The organism is Variovorax sp. (assembly GCF_965279555.1).
Lineage (GTDB): Bacteria > Pseudomonadota > Gammaproteobacteria > Burkholderiales > Burkholderiaceae_C > Variovorax.
In genome coordinates this window covers 3,803,005-3,828,390 of record NZ_OZ257247.1, presented here as the reverse complement: position 1 = coordinate 3,828,390, position 25,386 = coordinate 3,803,005, and the positions used below count along the sequence as shown (strand labels likewise).

At 67.0% G+C, this 25,386-nt stretch carries 24 protein-coding genes; 14 read left to right on the top strand and 10 right to left on the bottom strand.

What is annotated here, in order from left to right; genetic code table 11:
* Positions 1 to 71: 71 nt before the first annotated feature.
* Together ACQY8B_RS18115 and ACQY8B_RS18110 are read right to left on the bottom strand one after the other, a co-directional pair.
* Positions 72 to 1,085, bottom strand: a complete 1,014-nt coding sequence (locus tag ACQY8B_RS18115) for an AAA family ATPase (RefSeq protein ID WP_237679049.1) — start codon at positions 1,083 to 1,085, stop codon at positions 72 to 74.
* A gap of 40 nt (positions 1,086 to 1,125) precedes the next feature.
* Positions 1,126 to 2,145: a S1C family serine protease gene (locus ACQY8B_RS18110; protein ID WP_422087975.1), complete on the bottom strand. Its 1,020-nt coding sequence runs from the start codon at positions 2,143 to 2,145 to the stop codon at positions 1,126 to 1,128.
* 89 nt (positions 2,146 to 2,234) lie between these two features.
* Between ACQY8B_RS18110 and ACQY8B_RS18105 the strand changes: the two genes are divergently transcribed.
* The 7 genes from ACQY8B_RS18105 (at position 2,235) to ACQY8B_RS18075 (ending at position 9,054) form a co-directional block, all read left to right on the top strand.
* Entirely contained in the window at positions 2,235 to 3,095 is an 861-nt protein-coding gene (locus ACQY8B_RS18105; protein ID WP_422087974.1) for a TatD family hydrolase, read from the top strand.
* A 133-nt stretch (positions 3,096 to 3,228) separates the two neighbouring features.
* Positions 3,229 to 3,669 carry a hypothetical protein gene (locus tag ACQY8B_RS18100; RefSeq protein ID WP_422087973.1) on the top strand — a complete coding sequence of 147 codons (441 nt, stop codon included), beginning with the start codon at positions 3,229 to 3,231 and terminating at the stop codon, positions 3,667 to 3,669.
* Between the two features lie 97 nt (positions 3,670 to 3,766).
* A complete protein-coding gene (locus tag ACQY8B_RS18095) occupies positions 3,767 to 4,300 on the top strand; it encodes a DNA-deoxyinosine glycosylase (protein ID WP_422087972.1) in 534 nt (177 codons plus the stop codon).
* On the top strand, positions 4,300 to 5,085 hold the full coding sequence (locus ACQY8B_RS18090) for a spermidine synthase (protein WP_422087971.1): 786 nt from the start codon (positions 4,300 to 4,302) through the stop codon (positions 5,083 to 5,085). The genes ACQY8B_RS18095 and ACQY8B_RS18090 overlap by 1 nt, the downstream gene beginning before the upstream one ends.
* Positions 5,082 to 6,890, top strand: a complete 1,809-nt coding sequence (locus ACQY8B_RS18085; protein ID WP_422087970.1) for a GspE/PulE family protein — start codon at positions 5,082 to 5,084, stop codon at positions 6,888 to 6,890. Before ACQY8B_RS18090 ends, ACQY8B_RS18085 begins: the two co-directional genes overlap by 4 nt.
* Positions 6,891 to 7,034: 144 nt before the next feature.
* Positions 7,035 to 7,523 (top strand): tripartite tricarboxylate transporter TctB family protein, encoded by a 489-nt coding sequence (locus ACQY8B_RS18080; protein WP_422087969.1) that lies wholly within the window; start codon positions 7,035 to 7,037, stop codon positions 7,521 to 7,523.
* Positions 7,524 to 7,542: 19 nt separating this feature from the next.
* Positions 7,543 to 9,054 (top strand): tripartite tricarboxylate transporter permease, encoded by a 1,512-nt coding sequence (locus ACQY8B_RS18075; RefSeq protein ID WP_422087968.1) that lies wholly within the window; start codon positions 7,543 to 7,545, stop codon positions 9,052 to 9,054.
* 752 nt (positions 9,055 to 9,806) lie between these two features.
* Here the strand turns inward: ACQY8B_RS18075 and ACQY8B_RS18070 are convergent.
* Complete coding sequence (locus tag ACQY8B_RS18070; protein ID WP_422087967.1) at positions 9,807 to 10,739, bottom strand: LysR family transcriptional regulator; 933 nt, start codon at positions 10,737 to 10,739, stop codon at positions 9,807 to 9,809.
* Positions 10,740 to 10,834: 95 nt separating this feature from the next.
* On the opposite strand from ACQY8B_RS18070, the gene ACQY8B_RS18065 reads away from it, so the two are divergent.
* The 4 genes from ACQY8B_RS18065 to ACQY8B_RS18050 all read left to right on the top strand — a co-directional run bounded on the left by ACQY8B_RS18065 (position 10,835) and on the right by ACQY8B_RS18050 (position 15,369).
* Positions 10,835 to 11,806, top strand: coding sequence for a Bug family tripartite tricarboxylate transporter substrate binding protein (locus ACQY8B_RS18065; RefSeq protein WP_422087966.1), 972 nt, complete (start codon positions 10,835 to 10,837; stop codon positions 11,804 to 11,806).
* Positions 11,807 to 11,937: 131 nt separating this feature from the next.
* Positions 11,938 to 13,551, top strand: coding sequence for a gamma-glutamyltransferase family protein (locus tag ACQY8B_RS18060; RefSeq protein ID WP_422087965.1), 1,614 nt, complete (start codon positions 11,938 to 11,940; stop codon positions 13,549 to 13,551).
* A gap of 39 nt (positions 13,552 to 13,590) precedes the next feature.
* Positions 13,591 to 14,544, top strand: a complete 954-nt coding sequence (locus ACQY8B_RS18055; RefSeq protein ID WP_422087964.1) for a DMT family transporter — start codon at positions 13,591 to 13,593, stop codon at positions 14,542 to 14,544.
* Positions 14,545 to 14,577: 33 nt separating this feature from the next.
* Positions 14,578 to 15,369, top strand: coding sequence for an SDR family oxidoreductase (locus ACQY8B_RS18050; RefSeq protein ID WP_422087963.1), 792 nt, complete (start codon positions 14,578 to 14,580; stop codon positions 15,367 to 15,369).
* Positions 15,370 to 15,485: 116 nt separating this feature from the next.
* On the opposite strand, the gene ACQY8B_RS18045 is transcribed toward ACQY8B_RS18050, so the two are convergent.
* Positions 15,486 to 16,394 (bottom strand): DMT family transporter, encoded by a 909-nt coding sequence (locus ACQY8B_RS18045; RefSeq protein WP_422087962.1) that lies wholly within the window; start codon positions 16,392 to 16,394, stop codon positions 15,486 to 15,488.
* Between the two features lie 102 nt (positions 16,395 to 16,496).
* Between ACQY8B_RS18045 and ACQY8B_RS18040 the strand changes: the two genes are divergently transcribed.
* Both ACQY8B_RS18040 and ACQY8B_RS18035 read left to right on the top strand, forming a co-directional pair.
* Positions 16,497 to 17,483, top strand: coding sequence for a quinone oxidoreductase family protein (locus tag ACQY8B_RS18040; protein ID WP_422087961.1), 987 nt, complete (start codon positions 16,497 to 16,499; stop codon positions 17,481 to 17,483).
* A gap of 105 nt (positions 17,484 to 17,588) precedes the next feature.
* Positions 17,589 to 18,014: a response regulator gene (locus ACQY8B_RS18035; RefSeq protein ID WP_422087960.1), complete on the top strand. Its 426-nt coding sequence runs from the start codon at positions 17,589 to 17,591 to the stop codon at positions 18,012 to 18,014.
* On the opposite strand, the gene ACQY8B_RS18030 is transcribed toward ACQY8B_RS18035, so the two are convergent.
* On the bottom strand, positions 17,968 to 18,897 hold the full coding sequence (locus ACQY8B_RS18030; protein WP_422087959.1) for a LysR family transcriptional regulator: 930 nt from the start codon (positions 18,895 to 18,897) through the stop codon (positions 17,968 to 17,970). The two genes, ACQY8B_RS18035 and ACQY8B_RS18030, sit on opposite strands and share 47 nt — an antisense overlap.
* 70 nt (positions 18,898 to 18,967) lie before the next feature.
* Here ACQY8B_RS18030 and ACQY8B_RS18025 point away from each other — a divergent pair, with 70 nt between their 5' ends.
* Positions 18,968 to 19,972 (top strand): bile acid:sodium symporter family protein, encoded by a 1,005-nt coding sequence (locus ACQY8B_RS18025; RefSeq protein ID WP_422087958.1) that lies wholly within the window; start codon positions 18,968 to 18,970, stop codon positions 19,970 to 19,972.
* Between the two features lie 27 nt (positions 19,973 to 19,999).
* Here ACQY8B_RS18025 and ACQY8B_RS18020 read toward each other — a convergent pair whose 3' ends face one another.
* The 5 genes from ACQY8B_RS18020 to ACQY8B_RS18000 all read right to left on the bottom strand — a co-directional run bounded on the left by ACQY8B_RS18020 (position 20,000) and on the right by ACQY8B_RS18000 (position 25,268).
* Entirely contained in the window at positions 20,000 to 21,661 is a 1,662-nt protein-coding gene (locus ACQY8B_RS18020; protein WP_422087957.1) for a Na/Pi cotransporter family protein, read from the bottom strand.
* Between the two features lie 64 nt (positions 21,662 to 21,725).
* Complete coding sequence (locus ACQY8B_RS18015) at positions 21,726 to 22,589, bottom strand: phosphodiesterase (protein WP_422087956.1); 864 nt, start codon at positions 22,587 to 22,589, stop codon at positions 21,726 to 21,728.
* Complete coding sequence (locus ACQY8B_RS18010; RefSeq protein ID WP_422087955.1) at positions 22,586 to 23,650, bottom strand: ABC transporter ATP-binding protein; 1,065 nt, start codon at positions 23,648 to 23,650, stop codon at positions 22,586 to 22,588. The genes ACQY8B_RS18015 and ACQY8B_RS18010 overlap by 4 nt, the downstream gene beginning before the upstream one ends.
* Positions 23,640 to 24,440 carry an ABC transporter permease gene (locus ACQY8B_RS18005; protein ID WP_422087954.1) on the bottom strand — a complete coding sequence of 267 codons (801 nt, stop codon included), beginning with the start codon at positions 24,438 to 24,440 and terminating at the stop codon, positions 23,640 to 23,642. Before ACQY8B_RS18005 ends, ACQY8B_RS18010 begins: the two co-directional genes overlap by 11 nt.
* Before the next feature lie 12 nt (positions 24,441 to 24,452).
* Positions 24,453 to 25,268, bottom strand: coding sequence for an ABC transporter permease (locus ACQY8B_RS18000; RefSeq protein ID WP_422087953.1), 816 nt, complete (start codon positions 25,266 to 25,268; stop codon positions 24,453 to 24,455).
* Positions 25,269 to 25,386: the final 118 nt, after the last annotated feature.

Genomic DNA, 25,386 nt, shown 5'->3' with positions numbered 1-25,386 from the left:
GCAGGTGTTGCCCCCTGCAAGGGGGTTGGCGAAGCGACACGAAGTGCGCGAAAACTGGGGGTGCGCGCATTTCAGGCCACCAGCTTTTCATGTTCCAGGGGCTTCGGAGGAGCGGGCACGGCGCGCATGATCTTGTCGACAAGTCCGTCGGGCGTCAGGCCTTCGGACAGGCCTTCGTAGGACAGCGTCACGCGGTGGCGCAGCACGTCGGGCACCAGCGCGGTCATGTCCTCGGGCAGTGCGTAGCTGCGGCCGCGCAGCAGCGCCAGGGCGCGCGCGCCTTCGGTCAGGCTGATGCTGGCGCGCGGGCTGGCGCCGAAGGTGATGAAGCGGCGCAGGTCCTTCAGGCCGTGCTTCTCGGGCGTGCGCGTGGCCGACACCAGCTTCACCGCGTACTGGATGAGCGAGGGGTCGACATACACGCGCCGCGCCTCGGCCTGCAGCTCGGCCAGCTGCTCGGTGGTGGCGACCGGCGTGGCTGCCACGGGCGGTCCGATCACGCGCTGGACGATGACGAATTCTTCCTCGTCGCTCGGGTAGTCGACCATGACCTTCATCATGAAGCGGTCGACCTGCGCCTCGGGCAGCGGGTAGGTGCCTTCGGTCTCGATGGGGTTCTGCGTGGCCATCACGAGAAAGGGGCGCGGCACCTTGTGGGTCTCGCCCGCGATGGTCACCTGCCGCTCCTGCATCACTTCGAGCAGCGCGCTCTGCACTTTGGCCGGCGCGCGGTTGATTTCGTCGGCCAGCAGCAGGTTGGCGAACACCGGGCCCAGCGAGGTGCTGAACTCGCCGGTCTTCTGGTTGTAGATGCGCGTGCCCACCAGGTCGGCCGGCACCAGGTCGGGCGTGAACTGGATGCGCTTGAACTGGCCGCGCACGGTGTCGGCCAGCGTCTTGATGGTGAGCGTCTTCGCAAGGCCGGGCACGCCTTCCACCAGCAGATGCCCGCCCGCGAGCATGGCGACCATGACGCGCTCCAAGAAGCGGTCCTGGCCGACGACCACGCGCTTGACCTCGTAGAGGATCTGCTCCATCAGTTCAGCGGTGCCGGCGGGCGTGGGGGCGGCTGTCTCTGTGCTCATGCGAAGGACTTTCGAAGAAGAAAAGACGCTGGGTAAAAGATCAGAACGGCGGCGAACCGGCGGCCGAGGCGGCGTTCTCGATGGGCACCGCGAAGCCGATGCCGATGAAGGTGCGCTGCTGCGTCGGGTTCAGTATGGCGGTGACGATGCCCAGCACCTCGCCGTCCATGTTGATCAGCGGGCCGCCCGAATTGCCCGGGTTGGCGGCGGCATCGAACTGGATCAGGTTGCCCAGCTCCTGCTTGCCCTCGGGTGAGCGGAAAGAGCGCTTGAGCCCCGACACCACCCCGGCCGACACCGAGGGCCCGATGCCGAACGGAAAGCCCACCGCGGCCACCTGGTCGCCTGAGCGCAGGTCGGCGGTGGAGCGCATGGTGGCGGGAATCAGGTCGTCGGGCACGGTTTGCGCCTGCAGCACCGCGAGGTCGTTCTCGGGCTGCACGCCGGTGATGGTGGCCACGGCTTCCAGGCCGTCGTAGAAGGTGACCTTGATCTTGTCGGCACCCGCGACCACGTGCAGGTTGGTGAGGATGACGCCCTTGTCGACGATCACCACGCCGGTGCCCACGCCGCGCTCTACTTCGCCCGACGGGCCTCCGTCGTTCGGTGCTTCCGGCGACTTGCCCTTGGCCATGTTGCGGCCGCGCTTCTGGATCCTGGCTTCCGGCGTGTTCTTCTCTTCGCCATAGCTCACCACCCGCACCACCGACGGCCGGATGATGTCGGCCGCCTTGGCGGCGGGCGAGGGCAGGGTGTTGGTCTGCAGCGTGCGCAGCACGGCCGCGTCTATGTCTTTCTGAGCGAGCGCCTTGCCGCCGGGCCGGGGCGCCCACAGCACGGTGCCGGTGACGAGGGCGGTGCACAGCACGATGAGCAAGGCGAAGCTGCGGCGCCCGGGCTGCCAGCCCGTCCTCGCGGGCTGGGCGGGAACAAGCGGTGGTGCGGCGCGGCCAGCGTCGTGCGCTTCGGCCGATGCCGATGCATCCGCCCGATCGGCCGCATCGTCTGCGGCCGGTGGCAGCGTGCGGGGCGATCGGCTGTAGAAAGCAGGCCTGCGCATCGGAGCACCTCCGGCAAAAAATATCGCGTGAAGGAGTTCACAGTAGCACGCTTTCCGAGCCTGCGCATCCCTTCGGGCATCATCGCGCGATGGCTACCTTCATCGATACCCACTGCCACCTTGACGCGCACGAATTCGGTGCCGAGATGCCCGCCGTCCGCGCCCGCGCGGCCGAGCGGGGTGTGGCGATGTGCGTCATTCCGGCGGTGGCCGCCTTCAATTTCCAGACCGTGCGGGAGCTGGCCCACCTGCAGGGCGACGTCTATGCGCTGGGCATCCATCCGCTGTGCACCGGCCAGGCCGCCGACGCCGATCTGGAGGCGCTGGACGCCGAACTGACCGCACGGCGCGACGACCCCCGGCTGGTGGCGGTCGGCGAGATCGGGCTGGACTACTTCGTCGAGGGCCTGGACGGCGACAGGCAGGAGCGGTTTTTTCACACTCAGTTGCAACTGGCACGCAAACACGGGTTACCCATCCTCATCCACGTGCGGCGGTCGGTCGACAAGGTGCTCAAGCATCTGCGGCAGACGGCGGGCGGCAAGCCGTGGCTGGGCATCGCCCATGCGTTCAACGGCAGCGAGCAGCAGGCCGATGCGTGCATCGCCCTCGGGCTGAAGCTGGGCTTCGGCGGCGCGGTGACCTTCGAGCGCGCCCTGCAGCTCAGGCGGCTGGCGGCAAGCCTGCCCATCGAATCGATCGTGATGGAGACGGATGCGCCCGACATCCAGCCGCACTGGCTCTATCGCACGCAGGCCCAGCGCGACGCCGGCCAGGCGCAGGGCCGCAACGAGCCCGGCGAGCTGCCGCGCATCGCCGAAGTGGTGGCCGGGCTGAGGGGCATCGGCATCGAGGAGCTGGCCGCGGCCACCACGCGCAATGCGCTCGAAGTGCTTCCGCGGCTCCAGAGTCTCATGGCCATGTCGGAACGCGCGCCCCACATCGCGTAGGCCAATGTCCCGACCTGCATCCGTGTATGCAGAGGTTGCAAATTTGCTGTCATCCTTTGGGTTCGCTAGCTCGTTGCTAGACCAGTGGCAAGTCAGTCACTGCTAAAAACTTTATCCAACAAGGAGCCTTTTCATGACCACGTCTTTCATTCGCACGATGCCCGTTGTCCTCGCGCTGGCGCTCGCCTCCATCGGCGTGTCGGCTGTGGCCCAGACCACGGCACCCGCCACCGCCACGCCGGCCACCGCCCAGCCGAGCACCACCGAGAAGGTGAAGGAAGCCGGCAAGGACGCTGTGAACGCCACCGAGCGTGGAGCGGAAAAGGCATACGATGCCACCAAGCGCACGACCAAGAAGGCCGTGAACGCCACCGAAAAGGGCACCAAGAAGGCATGGAACGCCACCAAGCGCACCACCAAGAAGGCCACCAACGCCACCAAGAATGCCGCCGCCAAGACGGGCGAAGTCGTTGAGAACGCCGGCCACAAGACCGCCGACGGCATGCGCTCCACCGGCAAGGCCATCGGCGAGAAGATCCCCGGCACGGCCGAGAACGAAGCCGCCAAGAAGTAAGCAAGCCCGGACCTGTTCCGGCATTCGCAAAAAAACCCGCTCCGGCGGGTTTTTTCATTTTTGCTCGCTGGCGGAAGGCGGTGGCACGATACCGTCCATGAAGCTTCCCGTCGCACCCGATGCCGCCGCCAGCGCCGTGCTCACCGGCCTGCAGCCCATCGTTTCGCCAAAGACCGTCGTACTCATCCTCGGCAGCTTCCCCGGGGTCAAGTCGCTCGAGCGGCAGCAGTACTATGCACACCCCCAAAACCAGTTCTGGAAGATCCTGCAAGCCGTGTGGCCCGACATTCCCCTTCCCTCGGGCGCCGACAGCTACGGGCCGCGCTGCCGGTGGCTGCTCGATCGCGGCCTGGGCGTGTGGGACGTGTATGCGTCCTGCGAGCGTGAAGGCAGTCTCGACTCGGCCATCCGCGCGCCCGTGGTGAACGACATCGCCGGGCTGCATCTGCCTAAGCTCGCGGCCATCGGCCACAACGGCGGCGAGAGCTTCAAGCACGCGCGCCACACCCGAACGCTGGGCGTGCCGGTCTACCAGCTGCCTTCCACCAGCCCCGCCAATGCGTCATGGAGTTTCGAGCGCAAGCTCGGCGCCTGGCGCGAGGTCATGGCTGCCCACAATCTAGTCGTCTGATGGCATCGAGCAAAACCCCCGTCTCTCTTCCCGAAGTCAATTTTTCCGACTGGGGCGACATCCGTTATCTGCACCTCGGCACCGAATGGGTCCAGGGCTCGATGAAGATCGACGCGCCCTTCGAGATCGAGCTCGAGTACGTGCAGCGCATGATGGCCTGGCTGCTGTTTGCCGACGGCAAGACCGTGGCCAGCCGCCACGCGATGCAGCTCGGCCTCGGCGCGGCCACGCTCACCAAGTTCAGCCGCAAGATCCTGCGCATGCGCACCACCGCGATCGAGCTCAATCCGCAAGTGGTGTCGGCCTGCCGCGGCTGGTTCAAGCTGCCGCCGGACGACCCGAAGCTGCGCGTGGTGATAGCCGATGCGGCCGCCGAGATCCGCAAGCCCGAATGGCACGATACGGTCGATGCGCTGCAGGTCGACCTCTACGACCACGAGGCGGCAGCGCCGGTGCTCGACAGCGAAGACTTCTACGCCGACTGCCGCGCGCTGCTTACCGATGACGGTTGCATGACCGTCAACCTTTTCGGTCGCTCGTCGAGCTACGAGCGCAGCCTCGAGAAGATCGCGAGTGCCTTCGGCGCGGACGCGGTCTGGGCCTTCAAGCCGACGCGCGAAGGCAACACGGTGGTGCTCGCGCAGCGCACGCCGAGCCGCCCCAAGCGCGAGGTGCTTGCCGAGCGCGCCCAAACGATCCAGACTCGATGGGGCTTGCCCGCACCCAAGTGGCTGCGGGTGTTCAAACCCCAGAACCCGACACTCACCCGAACCACCGGCTCATGAGCGCTGTACCCGCTGCTTCCGCCCCCGCCCCCGCCCCCGCCCCGCTGGCCTTGCGCCACGAAGGCCCGCTCGAACTGCGGCGCCTGATCGAATGGCTCGCCTCCGACGGCGTGATCTCCCCGGTCGAAGCCAAGCGCACCATCGCGCGCTGCGCCCAGGCCGAAAGCCGGCAGGCACCGCTGGTGCGCCTGGCCAACGTGGCGATGACCCGCGAGAGCGACGGCAAGCCGCTCGACCTGGAAATGCTCACGCAGTGGCTCGCGGGCCGTGCGGGCCTCACGTATCTGCGCATCGATCCGCTCAAGGTCGACGTGGGCAAGGTGGCCGACACCATGAGCGCTGCCTATGCAGAGCGCCACAAGGTGCTGCCGGTGCAGGTGCTGCCCAACGAAGTGGTGGTGGCCACGGCCGAGCCCTTCCTCACCGACTGGATCGCCGAAGTCGAGCGCCAGTCGCGCCGCACGGTGCGCCGCGTGGTCGCCAACCCGGCTGACATCCAGCGCTACACGGCCGAGTTCTTCGCGCTCGCGAAGTCGGTGCGCGCCGCGCAGAAGGCCGGCGGCAACACCGGCGGCGCGAGCTTCGAGCAGCTGGTGGAGCTGGGCAAGAGCAACAAGCAGCTCGACGCCAACGACCAGAGCGTGGTGCAGGTGGTCGACTGGCTCTGGCAGTACGCCTTCGACCAGCGCGCGAGCGACATCCACCTGGAGCCGCGCCGCGAGCAGGGCGTGATCCGTTTTCGCATCGACGGCATCCTGCATCCGGCCTACCAGATGCCGATGGGCGTGATGAACGCGATGGTCGCGCGCATCAAGCTGCTCGGACGCATGGACGTCGTCGAAAAACGCCGTCCGCTCGACGGCCGCATCAAGACCCGCAACATGCGCGGCGACGAAGTCGAAATGCGCCTGTCGACCCTGCCGACCGCCTTCGGCGAGAAGATGGTCATGCGCATCTTCGACCCCGACACCGCCGTGAAGGACCTCGACGCGCTGGGCTTCGCGCAGCACGATGCGCAGCGCTGGGAACAGCTGGTCACGCGGCCCAACGGCATCATCCTGGTGACCGGGCCCACGGGCTCGGGCAAGACCACCACGCTGTACTCCACGCTCAAGCGCGTGGCGACCGAAGAGGTCAACGTGAGCACGGTGGAAGACCCGATCGAAATGATCGAGCCGTCGTTCAACCAGACGCAGGTGCAGCCGCAGCTCGACTTCGGCTTTACCGAGGGCCTGCGCGCGCTGATGCGGCAGGACCCGGACATCATCATGGTCGGCGAAATCCGCGACCTTGCCACCGCCGAGATGGCGGTGCAGGCCGCGCTCACCGGCCACCTGGTGTTCAGCACGCTGCACACCAACGACGCGCCAAGCGCCATCACGCGGCTCATGGAGCTGGGCGTGCCTTCCTACCTCATCAATGCGGTGATGCTGGGCGTGCTCGCGCAACGCCTGGTGCGCACGCTGTGCCCGCACTGCAAGCAGCCCGACGACACCGTCACGCGCGAGAGCCTGGAGACCATCGTCAAGCCTTGGCAGATCACGGGCTCGGTGCGCGCGTACAAGCCGGTGGGCTGTGTAGACTGCCGCATGACCGGCTACATGGGCCGCATGGGTCTCTACGAGCTGCTGAGCATCAGCGAGTCGTTCAAGACGCAGGTGACGAAAGAGCCGAACCTGGCGGGCCTTCGTCGCCAGGCCGTGATCGACGGCATGCGACCGCTGCGCCTGGCCGGCGCGCTGCGCGTGGCCGAAGGCGTGACCACCATCGAGGAAGTGCTCAGCGCCACGCCGCCGCTCGAATAGCCGCGCAAAAGCCGCAAAGGCCACGCAAAGGCCCGTGTGGCCTTTCGGGTTATCCCTAGGCCTTCGGTTAGTGGAACCCACATCGGGCTGACCGGAAGCTGACTCCACAATCGCCTCCATCGAAAATATTCGAGGAGTTCGGTTGTGAAAATCAAAAGTCAGAAAGACTTTTTCTCGGGTCTGATGTTCACGGTCGTGGGCGTGGCGTTCGCATGGGGCGCCACCACCTACAGCGTGGGCAGCGGCGCCCGCATGGGTCCGGGGTACTTCCCGTTGATGCTCGGCATCCTGATGGCTCTCATCGGCCTGGGGATCATGTTCAGCGGCCTCACCGTTGAAACCAACGACGGCGAAAAGATCGGCAAGTGGGCCTGGAAGCAGGTGGTGTTCATCCTGGGCGCCAACCTCGCATTCGGCATTCTGCTCGGCGGCCTGCCAAGCATCGGCGTGCCGGCCATGGGCATGATCATCGCGATCTACGCGCTGGTGATCATCTCGAGCCTCGCAGGCAGCGAGTTCGACCTCAAGAAAGTGCTGATCCTCGCGACCGTCCTGGCCGTGGGCAGCTACGTTGCATTCATCTGGGCGCTGAAGCTCCAGATCCAGGTCTGGCCGACCTTCATCACCGGCTGAGAAGAAAGCTGCTCACATCATGGAATTGGTTGAACACCTCTCGATGGGTTTTGGCGTTGCCTTTACCTTCACCAACCTGCTGTACTGCCTGGTCGGCTGTATTCTGGGCACGCTGATCGGCGTGCTCCCCGGCATCGGCCCGGTCGCGACCATCGCGATGCTGCTGCCCGCCACCTACGCGCTGCCCCCTGTGTCGGCGCTGATCATGCTGGCCGGCATCTACTACGGCGCGCAGTACGGCGGCTCCACTACCGCGATTCTTGTGAACCTGCCGGGCGAGTCATCGTCGGTGGTGACCGTGATCGACGGCTACCAGATGGCACGCAAGGGCCGCGCAGGTCCGGCACTCGCTGCCGCTGGCCTGGGCTCGTTCTTCGCGGGCTGCGTCGGCACGCTGATCCTGGCTGCCTTCGCACCGCCGCTTACCGAGCTGGCCTTCAAGTTCGGCCCCGCCGAATACTTCTCGCTGATGATCCTGGGCCTGATCGGCGCCGTGGTGCTGGCTTCGGGCTCGCTGCTCAAGGCCATCGCGATGATCGTGCTGGGCCTGCTGCTCGGCCTGGTCGGCACCGACGTGAACTCGGGTGTGGCGCGCTACAGCTTCGACATTCCCGAACTGACCGACGGCATCGGCTTCGTGGCCATCGCCATGGGCGTGTTCGGCTACGGCGAAATCATCGCCAACCTCTCGCGTCCCGACGACGAGCGCGAAGTGTTCACCGCCAAGGTCTCGGGCCTGTTCCCGACCAAGGAAGACTTCAAGCGCATGACGCCCGCGGTGCTGCGCGGCACCGCGCTGGGTTCGGCACTGGGCATCCTGCCGGGCGGCGGCGCGCTGCTGGCGGCTTTCGCGGCCTACACGATCGAGAAGAAGACCAAGCTGAAGCCGGGCGAAGTGCCCTTCGGCAAGGGCAACATCCGCGGCGTGGCGGCTCCCGAGTCGGCCAACAACGCCGGTGCGCAGACCTCCTTCATCCCGCTGCTGACGCTGGGCATTCCGCCCAACGCGGTGATGGCGCTGATGGTGGGCGCGATGACGATCCACAACATCCAGCCCGGCCCGCAGGTGATGACCAGCAACCCGGAACTGTTCTGGGGCCTGATCGCCTCGATGTGGATCGGCAACGCGATGCTGATCATCCTGAACCTGCCGCTGATCGGCATGTGGATCAAGCTGCTGTCGGTGCCGTACAAGTACCTGTTCCCGGCGATCGTGCTGTTCTGCGCGATTGGCGTGTACTCGACCAACAACAACACCTTCGACGTGTGGATGGTCGGCATCTTCGGTCTGGTGGGCTACACCTTCTTCAAGCTCGGATGCGAACCCGCGCCGCTGCTGCTGGGCTTCATCCTGGGCCCGATGATGGAAGAGAACCTGCGCCGTTCGCTGCTGCTGTCGCGTGGCGACTGGAGCGTGTTCGTCACGCGTCCGATCTCGGCTAGCCTGCTGGCTGCAGCTGCATTGCTGCTGATCATCGTGCTGCTGCCGGCTGTGAAGTCGAAGCGCGAAGAAGCTTTCGTCGAAGACTGATCTTCTGGTTTTGCTCGCTTCGAGACGGCGCCTTCGGGCGCCGTTTTTGTTTGTGCTGTTGTCGATGGTGGGGGCTGCTGTTCAGGGCGGGTGCGCAGGCCACCGGGTACTCCCCTCCGCGAATGTCCCCCGCCCTTCGGGCTCCTCCTTTATTTCGCTGCGGGGAGCACCCGGCGCCCTGCGCACCTGGGGCGAGGCTTGGGCGTTCAGGCCGGTCCTGGCTTGGGCGCTGCGCGCCTCGCCATTTCGTTCGACTGGAAAAGTTGGCCTGCCTAGCGGGCGAGATCGGCCGCTAGCCAGAGCAGGTTGTCGAGTTGTCGGGTCCGTCACCGCTGCACCGGTCGATCTCTTCACCGTGGCAGATCCACAGCAGAGCTTCGAGTTGCGAGAGGGTGTTTTCGAGAAGATCCGCCGGGTCTTTACCTCGCATCTGCATCGCTGCCTTCGCACCGACCGCGAGGCAAGCAGCCTTCAAAACTCTCAGCAGTGGGTGTGTTGCGCCTTTCTCGTCTCCTTGGTGGGGTGTGAAGTGACAGGGGCATCCACTCTAGAGAGGAACCCGACGAAATCGCCGCGCTGTGCGGCACGAAGTTTCGGCGAGCGCCAACAAATGCAGCTTCCACGACGGCGCTTCACGATCACGTCGATGGGGTGCCTTGCGCAGTGAAATAAAGGAGGAGCGGCGAAGCCGCGGGGGACATTCGCGGAGCAAGGTACCCCGTCGGCGTGATCGCACCCCGAACGAAAAAGAGTCAGGGCCTGATCGAAAGAGAACGCGGCGGCTTCATATGCTGGCGCGCCATCGCCAGGAAGGCCATCGCCGCCGGGCTCAGCGGATGCTTGGCCAGCCGTATGGCCACCACCGGGTATTCAAGCGTGGGCCGCGTGACGTTCACGGCGCGCAGGTTGGCCGGCATCAGCACCTCCACATAACGCGGTGCCAGCGCCACGCCCGCACCCGCCTGTATCAGGCCGAACGCGGTCGACAGCATCGACACATGGTGCACCACGTGCGGGTACACGTTGGCCGCGCTTGCAAGCTGTCGGCTCACGGCGCGCCATACGTTGGCGTCGGGGTTGACGTGGATGAAGGGCAGGCCCTCCAGGTGCCGGGCCTCGACCACCGCGTGCTGCGCCAGCGGATGGTCGTCGCGCACGAACAGCGCCATGCGCTCGGAGAACAGCGGCTCGGTCGCCAGTTCGGAGTGCTTCTGGCCGATGTCCGAGCCGAAGCCCAGGTCGGCCTCCTGCGAGAGGATGCGCGAGATCATCTGCTCGGCCGTGCTGTCGAGCAGCGTGGTCGCGAGTGTCGGGTGCTTCTGCGAAAAGCGGCCGAGCAGCGGCGGCAGCAGTGCGCCGGCCGTGAGGTGCCCCACCGCCAGCACGATGCGGCCCTCGCGCAGTTGCGACTGCGATCGGCAGGCGTCCACCGATTCGTCGATCAGCCGCAATGCGCGCACGGCGGTGTCGACCATCATCTGGCCCGCGTTGGTCATGCGGATGCGGCGCCCGCGCACCACCAGCGGCTGCGCCAGCTCTTCCTCCAGCCGCTTGATGAGGTGGCTGATGGCGGGCTGGGTGAGTTGCAGCGCCTCGGCCGCGAGGGTGAAGCTGCCTGTTTCGGCCACCGCCGTCAGCGCGCGCAGCTGCTGCAGCGAGATGTCTTCCGTGGCGCCCTTTGTCATAAACGGTGTTGATAGTTGAATAAGCGAAATTATCTGGCTTGATGCGCCGCTGCTGCATAGCATCCTTTTTTCTCCACAGGCACAGAATTCCGCACATGAAACGCCTCCGCTTCCTCCAGGTGCTTGCCGTTGCGCTCGGCATGGCCGCGTCTTCCGCCGCCCTGGCCCAGGGCTACCCGAACAAGCCGATCCGCCTGATCGTTCCGTTCCCGGCGGCCGGTGCCACCGACCTGTTTGCCCGCACGCTGGGACAGAAGATGAGTGAGAAGCTCGGCACCACCCTGGTGGTCGACAACAAGCCCGGGGCCGGCGGCGCCATCGGTTCCGACCAGGCCGCGAAGGCCGCGCCCGACGGCTACACCATCCTGCTGGCCACCACCAGCACGCACTCCATCGGCCCGGCCGTCAGCAAGCTGCCCTACGACACGGTGCGCGACTTCACGCCCATCGCCCACGTGGGCGACGCGGCCAGCATCATGCTGGTGCCGGTCAATTCGCCCGCCAAGACGGTGCGCGAGTGGATCGACTACGCCAAGAAGAACCCCGGCAAGCTCAACTACGCATCGAGCGGCAACGGCACCATCGTGCAGCTCACGGCGGAGCTGTTCAAGGCGCAGGCCGGCGTGTTCGTCACGCACATTCCCTACAAAGGCACGGCGCTGGCCATTCCCGACCTGATCAGCGGCAAGGTCGACGTGCTGTTCGACTCGCTGCCCACCGGCATGCCGCATGTGCGCGACGGCCGCCTGCGCGCGCTGGGCGTGACCTCGCTCAAGCGCAGCCCGCTGGCGCCCGAGCTGCCGCCCATTGCCGACACGCTCCCCGGCTACGAGTCGAACACCTGGTTCGGCTTCTATGGCCCGAAGAACCTGCCCGCGGACATCGTCGCGAAGATCAACAAGGCGGCGAACGACTCGCTGGCCGACCCCGAGGTGAAAGAAAAGCTCGCGCGCCTGGGCATCGAGCCCGCCACGCCGGGCACGCCCGACCAGTTCGCGAAGATGGTGGCGGTGGACGCCGCGAAGTGGAAAAAGATCGTGGTCGACCGCAAGATCACCAACGAGTAATGGGCTCGCCCCCAGGCTGCGCGCACTTCGTGTCGCTTCGCCTTCCCCCTGCCGGGGGCAACACCAGCGGCCCGGCAAAGCCGGTTCCGCGGTGTTCCTGAATTTGTTCAAGCTATCTTTGAAGGCACTGTATGAAGTTTGACTACGCCAACCCTTACCTCTCCACCCGCATCCCGATCTTCGCGCGCAACGTGGTGTCGACCTCGCACCCGCTGGCCTCGCAGGCCGGGCTGCGCATCCTGCAGCAGGGCGGCAACGCGGTCGATGCGGCCATTGCCACCGCGGCGGTGATGACGCTGGTCGAGCCGGTGAGCAACGGCCTGGGCAGCGACGCCTTCTGCATCCTGTGGGACGGCAAGGAACTGCACGGCCTCAATGCATCGGGCCCCGCGCCCAAGGCCTGGACGCCCGAATACTTCAAGGCCAAGTACGGTGCCGACGCCGCCAATCCGCCCATGCGCGGCATCGACTCCGTCACGGTGCCGGGCGCCGTGCGCGGCTGGGTGGCGTTGAGCGAGCGCTTCGGCAAGCTGCCCTTCGCCGACCTGCTGGCACCGGCCATCGACATCGCCGAGCGCGGCTACCTGGTGCCGCCGGTGGTGCAGGGCAAGTGGGCCGCCGCCACGCCGGTGCTGCAGTCGCAGCCGGGCTTCGCGCAGACCTTCCTGCCCTGGGGCCGCGCGCCCGAAGTCGGCGAGCTGTTCCGCTTCACCGCCGCCGCGCGCGCGCTCAAGGCCATCGCCCGCACCAAGGGCGAGGCCTACTACAGCGGCGAAATCGCCGAGGCGCTCGCGAAGTTCTCGGCCGAGCAGGGCGGCGCGCTCACCGTGGCCGACCTCGCGGCCTATCAGCCCGAGTGGGTCAAGCCCATCTCGCGCGACTACCGCGGCCACACGCTGCACGAGATTCCACCGAACGGCCAGGGTATCGCGGCACTGATCGCGCTGGGCATCCTGGAGAAGTTCGACATCGCTTCGCTGCCGGTCGACTCGGTGCAATCGCAGCATCTGCAGATCGAGGCCATGAAGCTGGCTTTTGCCGACGTGTACCGCTATGTGTCGGAGCGCAAGACGATGGAAGTCACGACCGAGCAGATGCTCGACGACGCCTACCTCGCCTCGCGCGCGCGCCTCATCGACGTGAAGAAGGCGCAGGACTTCAAGGCCGGCAACCCGGTGAAGGGCGGCACCATCTACCTCACGGCGGCCGACGAGAGCGGCATGATGGTGAGCTTCATCCAGAGCAACTACATGGGCTTCGGCTCGGGTTGCGTGGAGCCCGAGTTCGGCATCAGCCTGCAGAACCGCGGCCACGGCTTCAGCCTGAAGGCCGAGAGCCCCAACGTGGTGGCGCCGGGCAAGCGCCCGTTCCACACCATCATCCCGGCATTTCTCACCAAGGACGGCCAGCCGGTGATGAGCTTCGGCGTGATGGGCGGCAACATGCAGCCGCAGGGCCACATGCAGATGCTGGTGCGCATGCTCGACTACAAGCAGAACCCGCAGGCCGCCTGCGACGCGCCGCGCTGGCGCTTCAACGCGGGGCTCGAGATCAACGTCGAGGCCGCGATGAACGCAAGCACCGTGCAGGGCCTGCGCGACCTGGGCCACCACCTGGAAGTGATCAACGACTCGTACCAGGACTTCGGCGCGGGCCAGTTCATCTGGCGCGCGGGCGAGCCTTCGGTCGAAGGCTACGTGGCTGCCAGCGATCCGCGCCGCGACGGCGTGGCGGCGGGTTACTGAGCACAAGCGAGGGTTTGAGCTTGCCGCGATGATCGGGGGATGAACAAGACAGCCGCGACGGCCGGCATCCCCCCTCGACCCTCCCACGATGCCGCCAGGAAGGGCATCGCCACCGGCCTGATCCTGGCCACGCTGGGCGCCATCGCGTTCAGCGGCAAGGCCATCATCGTCAAGCTCGCGTACCGCTACGGCGTGGACGCGGTGACGCTCATCATGCTGCGCATGCTGTTCGCGCTGCCGCTGTTCGCGGTCATGGCGTGGTGGGCCGGGCGCGGCAAGCCGTCGCTCACCGCGCGCGACTGGCTCGGCGTGGTGGGGCTCGGCTTCTCGGGCTACTACCTCGCGAGCTTTCTCGACTTTGCCGGGCTGGCCTACATCTCGGCCAGCTTCGAGCGGCTCATTCTTTATCTCAACCCGACGCTGGTGCTGTTCTTCGGCTGGCTGTTGTACCGGCGCCGCCCTACGCGGCCTCAGGTGCTCGGCATGGTCGTGAGCTACGCCGGCGTGCTGCTGGTGTTCGGCCACGAGCTGTGGACCGGCGGCGGCAAGGGCGGCGGTGCGGCGGCCTGGGGCGCGTTCCTGGTGTTCCTGAGCGCCGTGAGCTATGCGGGCTACCTTGTCTACAGCGGCGAGTTCGTCAAGCGGCTGGGCTCGCTGCGGCTCGTGGGCCTGGCGACTACCGTGGCCTGCGTGCTGTGCATCCTGCAGTTCGTGCTGACGCGGCCCATGAGCGTGGCCTTCGGGCTCGCGCCAGAGGTCATCTGGCTGTCGGTGCTCAATGCCACGCTGTGCACGGCGGTGCCCGTCCTCATGGTGATGATGGCCATCGAGCGCATCGGCCCGGCGGTGGCCGCGCAAACCGGCATGATCGGGCCGCTGTCGACCATCCTCATGGGGGTGGTGATACTCGGCGAGCCGTTCACGCCGTGGATCGCGGCCGGCACCGTGCTCGTCATCGCGGGCATTTTCGTTTTCACCCGCAAGGGGCGCTGAAGCCTCTTGCCGGACTCACTGGAGAAACACAACATGGATCTGGGTATTGCAGGCAAGACCGCGCTGGTGTGCGGCGCGAGCAAGGGGCTGGGCTACGGCTGCGCCGAGGCGCTGGTGCGCGAGGGCGTGAACGTGGTGATCGTCGCGCGCGGCGCCGAGGCGCTCGAAGCCGCGGCGAAGAAGCTGGCCGAGGCTGCAGGTGCATCGGGCCCGTTCGTCAAGCACGTGGCGGCCGACATCACCACCGAAGCTGGCCGCGCCGCGGTGTTCGCGCTGGGGCACGACTTCGATATCGTCGTCACCAACGCCGGCGGCCCGCCGCCCGGCGACTTCCGCAACTGGGACCGCGAGGCGTGGATCAAGGCGGTCGATGCCAACATGCTCACGCCCATCGAGCTCATCAAGGCCACGGTCGATGGCATGGCCAAGCGCGGCTTCGGGCGCATCGTGAACATCACGTCGAGCTCGGTGAAGTCGCCGATCGACATCCTGGGCCTGTCGAACGGCGCACGCAGCGGCCTCACCGGCTTCGTGGCCGGCGTGGCGCGCACGCCCATCGCGGCGCAGGGGGTGACCATCAACAACCTGCTGCCCGGCTCGTTCGACACCGACCGGCTGAAGGGCACCATGGCCGGCACGGCGCAGAAAACGGGCCAGGATTTCGACACCGTGTGGGAAGCCCGCAAGAAGAACATTCCTGCAAAGCGCTTCGGCACGCCGGCCGAGTTCGGCGCCATCTGCGCCTTCCTGTGCAGCATGCATGCCGGCTACATGACCGGCCAGAACGTTCTCGCCGACGGCGGTGCCTACCCCGGCACGTACTAAAGCTCGCCCCCAGGCTGCGCGCACTTCGTGTCGCTTCGCCACCTCCCTACCGGGGCAACACCTGAGGCCCGGCAAAGCCGGTTCCTCGGTGTTTGCTTGAAGGGTTCGTACTTGGCTCAGCGCCGCGACGACACCACGATCCCGCCCACGATCAGCAGGAATGCCGCACCGTGGTACCAGTGCGGCAGTTCGCGCAGGAACGCGGCGGAGAGCACCGCCGCGAACAGCGGCGTGAGGTTCATGAAGATGCTCGCGGCCTGCGGGCCCGCGCGCTGCACGCCGGTGCCCCAGCAGCGGTAGGCGAGCACCGCGGGGCCGATGCCGATGAACAGCATGGCCGCAACGAGCGGCCAGCCGAGGTCGATGTGCGCGTCGGTCAGCGTCCATTCGCCGGCCGCCAGCGCGCCCGACCACGCAAGGCCGAACACCAGCTGCGCCATCAGGAAAGCGGACCAGTCCTGCCGCACGCTCCCGGGCTCGTGCGTGCGCGCCAGCATCCAGCTGTAGAAGGCCCACGCGATGGAGCCGAGGATCATGTAGAGATCGCCCGGCACCAGCCGCAGCGCCATCAACTGCCGCCATTCGCCGCGGCTGAGCACCAGCAGCACGCCCGCCATCGACAGCAGCGCGCCGCCGACCTCGCGTGCGCTGATGCGCGCACCGAAGAAAAGGGCGCCGGTCGCCAGGATCCACAGCGGCACGCTGGAGCCCACCAGTGTGACGTTGATCGGCGTGGAGGTCTGCAGTGCGAGGTACTGGAACGCGTTGTAGAGCCCGATGCCGAGCAGGCCCAGCAGCGCGTAGCGCCGCCAGTGCGGCCACAGCGGGCTGTCGCGGCGCAGCACTTGCGCGGCCAGCGGCAGCACGATCACGAATGCGATGACCCAGCGCACGAAGTTCAGCGTGAGCGGCGACACCAGCTCGCGCACGAGGCGCCCGACCACGGCGTTGCCTGCCCAAAGAAGCGGCGGAACGACCAGCATGAAAACGACGAGGGGTGTGAGGCGCTGCGGCTGTGTCTGCATGGGCGCCGACTCTAACGGGTGGCAATGCCCCGTGCTGTCGCGGGAAAGGCAAACATGGCAGGATGCACCTCTACTTTTTTCCTGCGCGTGGAGACTGCCATCATGAAGAGCAAAGCCGTTCGTATCGATCGCCCCGGCGGTCCCGAAGAACTGAAGATCGTCGAGGTCGAGGTCGGCGAACCCGGCCCCGGCGAGATCCGCATCCGCCACAAGGCGGTGGGCCTGAACTTCATCGACACCTACCAGCGCAGCGGGCTCTATCCATTTGCCATGCCGCTGCAGCTGGGCATGGAGGCCTCGGGCGTCGTCGAGGCGGTGGGCGAGGGCGTGACGCACCTGAAGGCCGGCGACCGCGCCGCCTATGCCAGCCCGCCGCCCGGCTCGTACTGCGAGCTGCGCGTGATGCCGGCCAAGTGCGTGTGCAAGCTGCCCGACGACATCTCCTTCGAGACCGGCGCGGCCATGATGCTCAAGGGCCTCACCACGCAGTACCTGCTGAAGAAGACGCTGCCGGCCGAAGGCCTGCAGGCCGGCGACTTCATCCTGTTCCACGCGGCCGCGGGCGGCGTGGGGCTCATCGCCTGCCAGTGGGCCAAGGCGCTCGGCCTGCAGCTCATCGGCACGGCAGGCAGCGACGCCAAGTGCAAGCTGGCGCTCGAACACGGCGCGGCGCACGCCATCAACTACAGCACCGAGAACTTCGCGGCGCGGGTGAAGGAAATCACCGGCGGCAAGGGCGTGAAGGTGGTGTACGACTCGGTCGGCAAGGACACTTTCGAAGGCTCGATCGACTGCCTGCGGCCCTTCGGCCTGCTGGCGGTGTTCGGCAACGGTTCGGGTCCGGTGCCGCCGGTGAACCTCGGCACGCTCGCCTCCAAGGGCTCGCTGTACGTGACGCGGCCCACGCTCTTCACCCACATGTCCACGCGCGAGAGCACGCAGGCCATGGCCGACGACCTGTTCGCGGTGGTGCGAAGCGGCGCTGTGAAGATCCCGATCGACCAGCGCTATGCACTGGACGACGTGCGGCAGGCGCACCGCGACCTCGAGGCGCGCAAGACCACGGGCTGCACGATCCTCACGCTCTGATAAGACGGAAAGGACAGTCTTGTCCTACCCGTGCAGTGGTGTCATGCCTTCGACTTGTGAGTGGCGCACTTTGTAGCCTTGGGTCAAAGCCAGAGGCAAAGCCGCATGAACACCGTTCGCACCTACATCGTCGAAGACAACCCCACCATTCGCGAGAACCTGGTGGGCACCTTGCGCGAGGTAGCGCGGGTGGACCCCATCGGCCAGGCCGAATCCGAAGCCGAGGGCACGCGCTGGCTCACGCGCAATCCGTCCCAGTGGGATCTGGCCATCGTCGACCTGTTCCTGAAGGACGGCACCGGTTTCCGCGTGCTGGAGGCCTGCCGCGACCGGCATCCGATGCAGAAAATGGTGGTCCTGAGCAACTACGCCACGCCCGAGATGCGCCGGAAGTGCGCCCTGCTCGGCGCCGACGCGGTGTTCGACAAGGCCACCGAGGTGGAGGACCTGATCGACTTCTGCGTGCGTCAGCGGCAGGCGCGGCTCAGCCATCCCTCTGTGTCGTCGAACCGGGCTCCGCTGACGCACTGAGCGCGGCTGTCTCGCGCACGATGCCCCACACCCGCTCAGCGAGCGGCGAAAGCGCCCGGTTGCGGCGGCGAATCAGCATGATCGCCCGCTGAACGCGTGGCACCAGCGGCCGCACCACGAGCTGCGGCAGACCCTCCGGCGGCAATGAAAGCTCCGGCATCACGCTGATGCCGATGCCCGCCTCGACCATGCGGAACACGGTGGTCGGATGGCCGAGTTGCTGCTTCACTTCGCAGTGCGCACCATGCCGCTCCAGCGCCTGGTCGATCAGCCGCCGGCTGCCCGAGGCATGGTCGAGCAACACAAGGGATTCCCCGTCGAGCGCCGTCCAGCGCACCGATGCCTTCTGCGCGAGCCGGTGCGCGGGGGGCACCACGAGCACGAAGGGATCGTCGAGGATCGCCTCGCAATGCAGGTCCTCGGCCTCCGAGGGCTCGATCACCACGCCGAAGTCGACCTCGCCGCTGCGTACGCTGTCGAGCACGTCCTGCTGGATGCGGTCGAGCAGCAGGAACTGGATGCCCGTCGCCTGCACCGCGCAGGTAGCGATGCAGCCGGGCATCAGGTTGGCCGACAGCGTGGGGCTGCTCGCCACCCGCACCTTGCCGCCACGCGCACTGGCCAGGCCGGCCACGTCCTGCAGGGTCTGGTCGAGGTCGTCGAGCACGCGGTCGAGCCGGGCTGCGAGCGACTGGCCGGCTTCCGTCAACACCACCTCGCGGGTGGTTCGGTCGAGCAGCTTGAGGCCGAGCTGCGACTCCAACTCCAGGATCGAGCGGCTGACCGCCGGCTGGCTCAGGCCGACCTGGTCGCCGGCGCGGCTGAAATTGCGTCCCTCGGCCACCGAGCGGAACACGCGAAGCTGGCGAAGCGTGACATTCATGCACTCGAATCATATATCCATCAGATAAATCCATTTCTCTTTTGAATGGAGGCGGCGTCCAATGCGTTCCATGGCCCGTTCACGCTTCCTCCCCGACAACTTCACGCTCGCCCTCGTCACGGTCGTGACCATCGCCAGCCTGCTGCCCGCCAGCGGGCGCGTGGCGCATTTCTTCGAAGGCCTGACCACGGTCGCCATCGGACTGCTGTTCTTCCTGCACGGCGCCAAGCTGTCGCGCGAGGCGATCATGGCGGGCATCACCCATTGGCGGCTGCACCTGCTGGTGTTCGCGAGCACCTTCGTCCTGTTCCCGCTGCTGGGGCTCGCGCTCAAGCCGGCGCTGTCGCCGCTGGTGACGCCCGAGCTCTACACCGGCGTGCTTTTCCTGTGCGTGCTGCCGGCCACGGTGCAGTCGGCCATCGCCTTCACCGCGATGGCCCGCGGCAACATGCCGGCCGCCATCTGCAGCGCCTCGGCGTCCACGCTGCTGGGTGTGTTCATCACGCCCGTGCTGGTGAACCTGGTGGTGCTGCCGCACAACGGCGGCGCCACCTCGTCCTTCGATTCGATCGGCCGCATCCTGCTGCAGCTGATGGTGCCCTTCCTGGCCGGCCACCTGCTGCGCCCGGTCATCGGCAAGTGGGTGCAGAAGCGCGCGGCGGTGCTCAAGTTCGTGGACCAGGGCTCGATCCTGCTGGTGGTCTACACCGCGTTCAGCGCGGCGGTGATCGAGGGGCTCTGGAAGCAGATTCCCGTGAGCGCGCTGCTGGGCCTGCTGCTGGTGTGCGCCGTGCTGCTGGCACTGGCGCTCACGCTCACGACCTTCACCGCGCGCAAGCTGGGTTTCGACAAGGCGGACGAGATCACCATCGTCTTCTGCGGCTCCAAGAAGAGCCTCGCGAGCGGCATCCCGATGGCGAAGGTGCTGTTCGCTTCCCACGCCGTGGGTGCCATCGTGCTGCCGCTGATGCTGTTCCACCAGATGCAGCTGATGGTGTGCGCGGTGCTGGCGCAGCGCTATGCGCGGCGGGGGCAGGAAGCTGCCCCGACGCTTGAGCCTGCCGGGCAGAAGTAGCTTCTTTCCGGCCGGGGCGCTGTCAGGTCAGCTCTCCGCCTGGCTCAATTGGGGATCCTTCAGCCGGCTCGGCGCCAGCGCCCCGGCCGACTCCAGGATCGGATACGCAATCGAGCAGATGTGCGAGTTGATGCGCTTCAGGTCGCTGATCAGGTCGATGTGCAGCGAACTGGTCTCGATGCTCAGCGTGGTCCGGTCGGACAGGCGGTCCAGGTGGGTGGTGGCGTAGGCCCGCTCCAGGTCGCGGAAGCGCACTTTTTCTTCCAGCAGTTTCTGGGCGTCCCGCACGTTGCCGTTCAGGAACACGCTCATGCTCAGCCGCAGGTTGGCGATCAGCCGGCCGTGCAGCTCCACGATCTCTGCCATGCCGGCTTCGGAGAAGTTGCGCTGCGGCTTGATCTTCTTGTCCTCGATGTCGATGATCACCCGCTCGATGATGTCGCCGATCTGCTCCATGTTGATCGTGAAGCTGATGATGTCGGTCCAGCGCCGGCTTTCTTCCTCGCCCAGCGCCTCGCGCGAGATGCGCGTCATGTAGTACTTGATGGCCGAGTACAGCTCGTCCACGGCATCGTCGAGCTGGCGGAGTTCCTGCGCCAGCCGCAGGTCGTTGTGGCGGATCACGTCGAGCGTGCCGATGAGCATGGTCTCCACGATGTCGGCCTGGTGCAGCGCCTCGCGCGCCGCGTTCGAAATGGCCAGCGAAGGGGTCGACAGCGCCGACGGATCGAGGTGGTGCAGCCGCATGGCGCCGGCCGGCTGCTGCGGCACCGGCAGCAGCCGCGTCACCAGCTTGGCCACCCATTGGGTGAGCCCGATGAACCCCACGCTGATGATGACGTTGAAGCCCAGGTGGAACAGCACCACGCCGTGCGCCTGGTTCGGCAGCTCGGGCTGCACGTAGCGGATCCACAGCCCGATGAAGGGTGCCACGATGGCCACGCCCAGCGCCTTGAACAGCAGGTTGCCGATCGTCACCTGCCGCACCGACACCGCCGACTTGGCCGTGGTCAGCACCGCCAGCAGGCCGCTGCCGAGGTTGGCGCCGAGCACCAGGCCCAGCGCCACGTCCAGCGGCACCACGTTCGAGGTGGCCATGGCCGCCACCAGCAGCACCACCGCGAGGCTCGAATAGGCCACGATGGCCAGCACCGAGCCGATGGTGATCTCGAGCAGCACGTCGCTGTTGATCGACGCGAGCAGCGCGCGCACGGCGGGCGACGAGAACAGCGGCTCGGTCGCTTCCACCACCAGCTGCAGCGCCAGCAGCATGAGCCCCAGCCCGATGAGAACCCGCCCCACGCGCCCCGCCACCGAGGCCGAGCGCGTGATGAACAGCACCACGCCCACGAAGATGAACATCGGCGACAGCCACGACAGGTCGGCCGAGAACAGCACGGAAATCAGCGCGGTGCCCACGTCGGCGCCGCGCATCACCGCCAGCGCCGCCGGCAGCGTGACCAGGCCCTGCCCGACGAAGGACGAGGTCATGAGGGAGGTGGCCGTGCTCGATTGCACCAGGGCGGTCACGCCGATGCCCGAGAGGGCGGCGGTGAAGCGGTTGCGCATGCTCTGCACGAGGATCTTGCGCAGGTTGGCGCCGAATACGCGCAGCACGCCGGTACGAACGAGGTGCGTACCCCACACCAGCAATGCGACTGCCGCCAGCAGGTTCAGAAGATGCTTCATGGGTGTCGGGTTCTATCCTTTTCGTTTTGGTTCGTTTCGACCCCATTTTCCACAAGATAGCGAATCAGTCGATAAGCGCTCCGTTGTCGTGGAAAGGATAAGGGCCTTCAAAGCTACCCGAAGCCGCCAGATGCGTCACCAGCCGGCGGTTGCGCGGCAGCCACGCATGGACACGGAAAGCGGGCGGTTCCAGCGTCCAGGCCGAGGGGGCGTCGGGCGCGAGATCGAGGCAGACCTGGTGCGCCTGGGCCGGCGAGGTCGAGGCAATGGTGCCGCCGAAGCGCACGTCGATGGCGCGGTGCAGGTGGCCGCAGATGATGCGCTCGACGTTCGGATGGCGCGAGACCAGCGCCTCGAGCGCTTCCGAGCCCTGGAGCAGGCCGATTTCGTCCATGTGGCCGATCAGCGTCTCGAACGGCGGATGGTGCATGGCGATCACCACGGGTTCGCCGCGGCAGGCCTCCAGCTGGGCTTCGAGCCAGGCCAGGCGCTTCTCGCACAGCGAGCCGTGGCTCGCGCCGGGCACGCAGGTGTCCAGCGTGAGCAGCCGCAGCGGGCCGACGCGCACCGAATACTGGATGAAGCCGTCGGTGTCGGCGCCCGTGCCCAGGTAGGCGTGGCCGGGGAAGCTGCGGCGCAGCTGGTCGCGGTCGTCGTGGTTGCCGGGCATCAGGTAGACCGGCATGTTCAGCGGGGCCAGCAGGCGCGCGAGGTGCTCGTACTCGGCCGCGCGGCCGAAGTCGGTCAGGTCGCCGGTGACGACCACCGCGTCGGGCGGCTGGCGCAGCGCCAGCACCGACTGCACGGCGCGCTCCAGATAGGGCGCGGTGTTGATGCGGCCGTAGGCCAGCCGGCCCGGCTCGCGGATGTGCAGGTCGGTCAGCTGGACCAGGAAGGTGGTGTCGTGGGGTGTGTTGCTTGTCGTCATGCGGTGATGGTCTCCTGCGACGTCATCAGGCGGTCAGGGTGAATGCGCAAGCCCACGGTGTCGCCTGGCTTGAAAGGTTTGTCGCGCCCCACGTCGGCCATCAGCAAGGGCTGGTCCTGCGCGAGCAGGTGCAGCTGGACGCGGTCGCCGAGGAAGGTGCGGCGCTCGACGATGCCGGCGGCCCAGTCCAGCTGGGGCGCGCCGACTTCGATGTCTTCGGGGCGCACCAGCAGGGTTGCATGGTCGCGCCAGGCGCTCGGGCAGGGCAGGGTGGTTCCGCCGATTCGGACGACGCCCTGGGCGATGGCGTCGGCCGTGCGCTCCAGCCGGTTGACCCGGCCCAGGAACTCGGCCACGAAGGGGTGCGCGGGGGCGCGGTAGAGGTCTTCGCCACGGCCCACCTGCACGATGCGCCCGGCGCGCATCACCGCGAGGCGGTCTGCAATGGCCAGCGCCTCCTGCTGGTCGTGCGTGACGTGGATGGCCGTGATGTGCAGGCGGCGCAGCAGTTCGGCCAGCTCGTCGCGCAGCGATTCCTTGAGCTTGGCGTCGAGCGCGGCCAGCGGCTCGTCGAGCAGCAGCACGCGCGGGCGCACGGCCACGGCGCGTGCCAGGGCCACGCGCTGGCGCTGGCCTCCCGAAAGCTCGGAGGGGCGCTTGTTCTCCAGGCCGCCCAGGCGCACCAGGTCGACCAGCTCGCCCACGCTGCGTTTTTCTTCTTCGGGCGAGACGCCGCGAATGCGCAGGCCGTAGCCGATGTTGGCCGCCACCGTCATCTGCGGGAAGAGGGCGTAGCTCTGGAACACCATGCCCACGCCGCGGTGTTCGACCGGGCGCTGCGTCACGTCCTGGTCGCCGAAAACGATGCGGCTGCCCGCGTCGGGCGCTTCCAGCCCGGCAATCAGCCGCAGCAGCGTGGTCTTGCCGCAGCCCGAGGGGCCGAGCAGCGCCAGCACTTCGCCGGCTTCCACCCGCAGGTCGGTGGGCTGCAGGCCGCGCGTGCCGTCGGCATAGGTTTTCGCGCAGTTGGCGATGTCGATGGTGATGCGTTCAAGTTCCATGGCGTTTCTGCATGAGGTTGGCAAGGTACTGCAAGGCCCACAGCACCGGAAGAATGACGGCAAAGAAAACCAGCGTGTAGGCCGATCCGATTTCGATGCGCATCGAGGCATAGCTGTCGGCCAAGCCCACGGGCAGCGTGCGCGTGAGCGGCGTATGCAGCATCCACGTGAGATTGAATTCGCCGACGGAGAGCGTGAAGACCATCAGGCTGCCGGCCACGATGGCGGGGAACACGGCCGGCACCAGGATGCCCATGAAGCGCTGGCGGAAGTTCGCGCCCAGCGAGCGCGCGGCTTCCTCGAGCGCGAGCAGGTCGTCGCGCTCGAAGGCCGAGCTGACGGTGCGCACCATGAAGGGCAGCGTGAAGATCATGTGGCCCACGAGGATGAAGGCGAAGCTCTGGCGGAAAGCCGTGAGCTGGCCGTAGGCGAGGATCAGCGCAAGCGCCGTGGCAAGGCCCGGCACCGCGACCGGCAGCGTCAGCAGCTCCTCGAAGATGCGTGCGGCGCGCGAGCGGCTGCGCGCCAGCGCATAGGCGCAGGGCACGCCGATCAGCACGGTGCCGATCACGCAGGCCACTGCCAGCGCGATCGACCAGCCGACGGTGCCGCCGTAGTTTTCCCACACCTCGCCGAGCCAGCGCAGCGTGAAGCCGCTCTTGAGGCCGGTGCTGTAGTTGTTGACCAGGCCCGCCATGACCGACAGGAGCATCGGCGCGATCATGAAGAGGCTCACGATCAGCGTGACGGCGAGCAGGAAGGGCGCCTTGGCCTGTGTGTTCTTTCGCATGATGGGTGTGCCTCAGCGTGCGACGGGATTCGCGCCGAAGCGGCGCGCCACGAACAGCACCAGCCAGGTCACGATGCCCAGCGAAATAGACAGCGACGCGGCGAGCGCGAAGTTGGCGTAGTTGGTGAACTCGTTGTAGATGGTGATGGGAATGACCTCGAACTTGCTGGCCAGCGTGAAGGCCGTGCCGAAGGCGCCCATCGACGTGGCGAAGAGGATCGCGCCGCAGGCCAGCGTGGTGGGTGCGAGCTCGGGCATCCACACGTCGCGTGCCACGCGCAGCCGCGAGGCGCCGAGCGAACGCGCGGCTTCCTCGAGCTGGGTGTTCATCGACTCGGCGGCCGCCGCGTAGGTGGCGATGGCGCGCGGCAGCGAAAAATACAGGTAGGCCAGGAAAAGCCCGAGCAGGCCGTAGGCGAAGGTGACGCGCTGGCCGATCAGGCTGTCGCTCAGGTCCGCGACCACGCCTTGGCGCCCGCCCAGCAGGATCACGAAGAAGCCGATGATGACGCCCGGGAACGACAGCGGCAGCGTGAGCAGCGACAGCAGCATGCGCTTGCCGACGAAGGCATGTCGCGCGAGGTAGATGCCCACTGCCGCGCCCAGCACCAGGGTGGCGAGCGTGACCGTGATGGAGAGCACGACCGTGTTGGCCATGCTCGCGAGGTAGCGCGAATCAGTGAGCACGGCGAAATAGGTTGCCCAGCCTTTGTCGGCGGGCAGCGTCAGCAGGCGCACGACCGGCAGCAGCCAGAAGGCCGCGAAGAAGGCGGCAGCGGGCGCTGCGCAGGCCAGCAGGCGCCAGCTTGGGTTCCAGGCGGTTTTCATTTTTTGCCCATCGTTGTGTTTTGGTCGGCTTTGTTCGGGGTGCGTGCACAGGTCATCGGGTACTCCCCTCCGCGAATGTCCCCCGCCCTTCGGGCTCCTCCTTTATTTCGCTGCGGGG

What these genes read in the sequence shown, in the direction of transcription:
- ACQY8B_RS18110 (WP_422087975.1), bottom strand. Translation starts at nt 2,145, where the DNA reads ATGCGCAGGCCTGCTTTCTACAGCCGATCGCCCCGCACGCTGCCACCG.
- ACQY8B_RS18100 (WP_422087973.1), top strand. Translation starts at nt 3,229, where the DNA reads ATGACCACGTCTTTCATTCGCACGATGCCCGTTGTCCTCGCGCTGGCG.
- ACQY8B_RS18095 (WP_422087972.1), top strand. Translation starts at nt 3,767, where the DNA reads ATGAAGCTTCCCGTCGCACCCGATGCCGCCGCCAGCGCCGTGCTCACC.
- ACQY8B_RS18090 (WP_422087971.1), top strand. Translation starts at nt 4,300, where the DNA reads ATGGCATCGAGCAAAACCCCCGTCTCTCTTCCCGAAGTCAATTTTTCC.
- ACQY8B_RS18005 (WP_422087954.1), bottom strand. Translation starts at nt 24,440, where the DNA reads ATGCGAAAGAACACACAGGCCAAGGCGCCCTTCCTGCTCGCCGTCACG.
- ACQY8B_RS18105 (WP_422087974.1), top strand. Translation starts at nt 2,235, where the DNA reads ATGGCTACCTTCATCGATACCCACTGCCACCTTGACGCGCACGAATTC.
- ACQY8B_RS18065 (WP_422087966.1), top strand. Translation starts at nt 10,835, where the DNA reads ATGAAACGCCTCCGCTTCCTCCAGGTGCTTGCCGTTGCGCTCGGCATG.
- ACQY8B_RS18000 (WP_422087953.1), bottom strand. Translation starts at nt 25,268, where the DNA reads ATGAAAACCGCCTGGAACCCAAGCTGGCGCCTGCTGGCCTGCGCAGCG.
- ACQY8B_RS18045 (WP_422087962.1), bottom strand. Translation starts at nt 16,394, where the DNA reads ATGCAGACACAGCCGCAGCGCCTCACACCCCTCGTCGTTTTCATGCTG.
- ACQY8B_RS18060 (WP_422087965.1), top strand. Translation starts at nt 11,938, where the DNA reads ATGAAGTTTGACTACGCCAACCCTTACCTCTCCACCCGCATCCCGATC.
- ACQY8B_RS18075 (WP_422087968.1), top strand. Translation starts at nt 7,543, where the DNA reads ATGGAATTGGTTGAACACCTCTCGATGGGTTTTGGCGTTGCCTTTACC.
- ACQY8B_RS18085 (WP_422087970.1), top strand. Translation starts at nt 5,082, where the DNA reads ATGAGCGCTGTACCCGCTGCTTCCGCCCCCGCCCCCGCCCCCGCCCCG.
- ACQY8B_RS18010 (WP_422087955.1), bottom strand. Translation starts at nt 23,650, where the DNA reads ATGGAACTTGAACGCATCACCATCGACATCGCCAACTGCGCGAAAACC.
- ACQY8B_RS18030 (WP_422087959.1), bottom strand. Translation starts at nt 18,897, where the DNA reads ATGAATGTCACGCTTCGCCAGCTTCGCGTGTTCCGCTCGGTGGCCGAG.
- ACQY8B_RS18070 (WP_422087967.1), bottom strand. Translation starts at nt 10,739, where the DNA reads ATGACAAAGGGCGCCACGGAAGACATCTCGCTGCAGCAGCTGCGCGCG.
- ACQY8B_RS18020 (WP_422087957.1), bottom strand. Translation starts at nt 21,661, where the DNA reads ATGAAGCATCTTCTGAACCTGCTGGCGGCAGTCGCATTGCTGGTGTGG.
- ACQY8B_RS18025 (WP_422087958.1), top strand. Translation starts at nt 18,968, where the DNA reads ATGGCCCGTTCACGCTTCCTCCCCGACAACTTCACGCTCGCCCTCGTC.
- ACQY8B_RS18115 (WP_237679049.1), bottom strand. Translation starts at nt 1,085, where the DNA reads ATGAGCACAGAGACAGCCGCCCCCACGCCCGCCGGCACCGCTGAACTG.
- ACQY8B_RS18040 (WP_422087961.1), top strand. Translation starts at nt 16,497, where the DNA reads ATGAAGAGCAAAGCCGTTCGTATCGATCGCCCCGGCGGTCCCGAAGAA.
- ACQY8B_RS18050 (WP_422087963.1), top strand. Translation starts at nt 14,578, where the DNA reads ATGGATCTGGGTATTGCAGGCAAGACCGCGCTGGTGTGCGGCGCGAGC.
- ACQY8B_RS18055 (WP_422087964.1), top strand. Translation starts at nt 13,591, where the DNA reads ATGAACAAGACAGCCGCGACGGCCGGCATCCCCCCTCGACCCTCCCAC.
- ACQY8B_RS18035 (WP_422087960.1), top strand. Translation starts at nt 17,589, where the DNA reads ATGAACACCGTTCGCACCTACATCGTCGAAGACAACCCCACCATTCGC.
- ACQY8B_RS18015 (WP_422087956.1), bottom strand. Translation starts at nt 22,589, where the DNA reads ATGACGACAAGCAACACACCCCACGACACCACCTTCCTGGTCCAGCTG.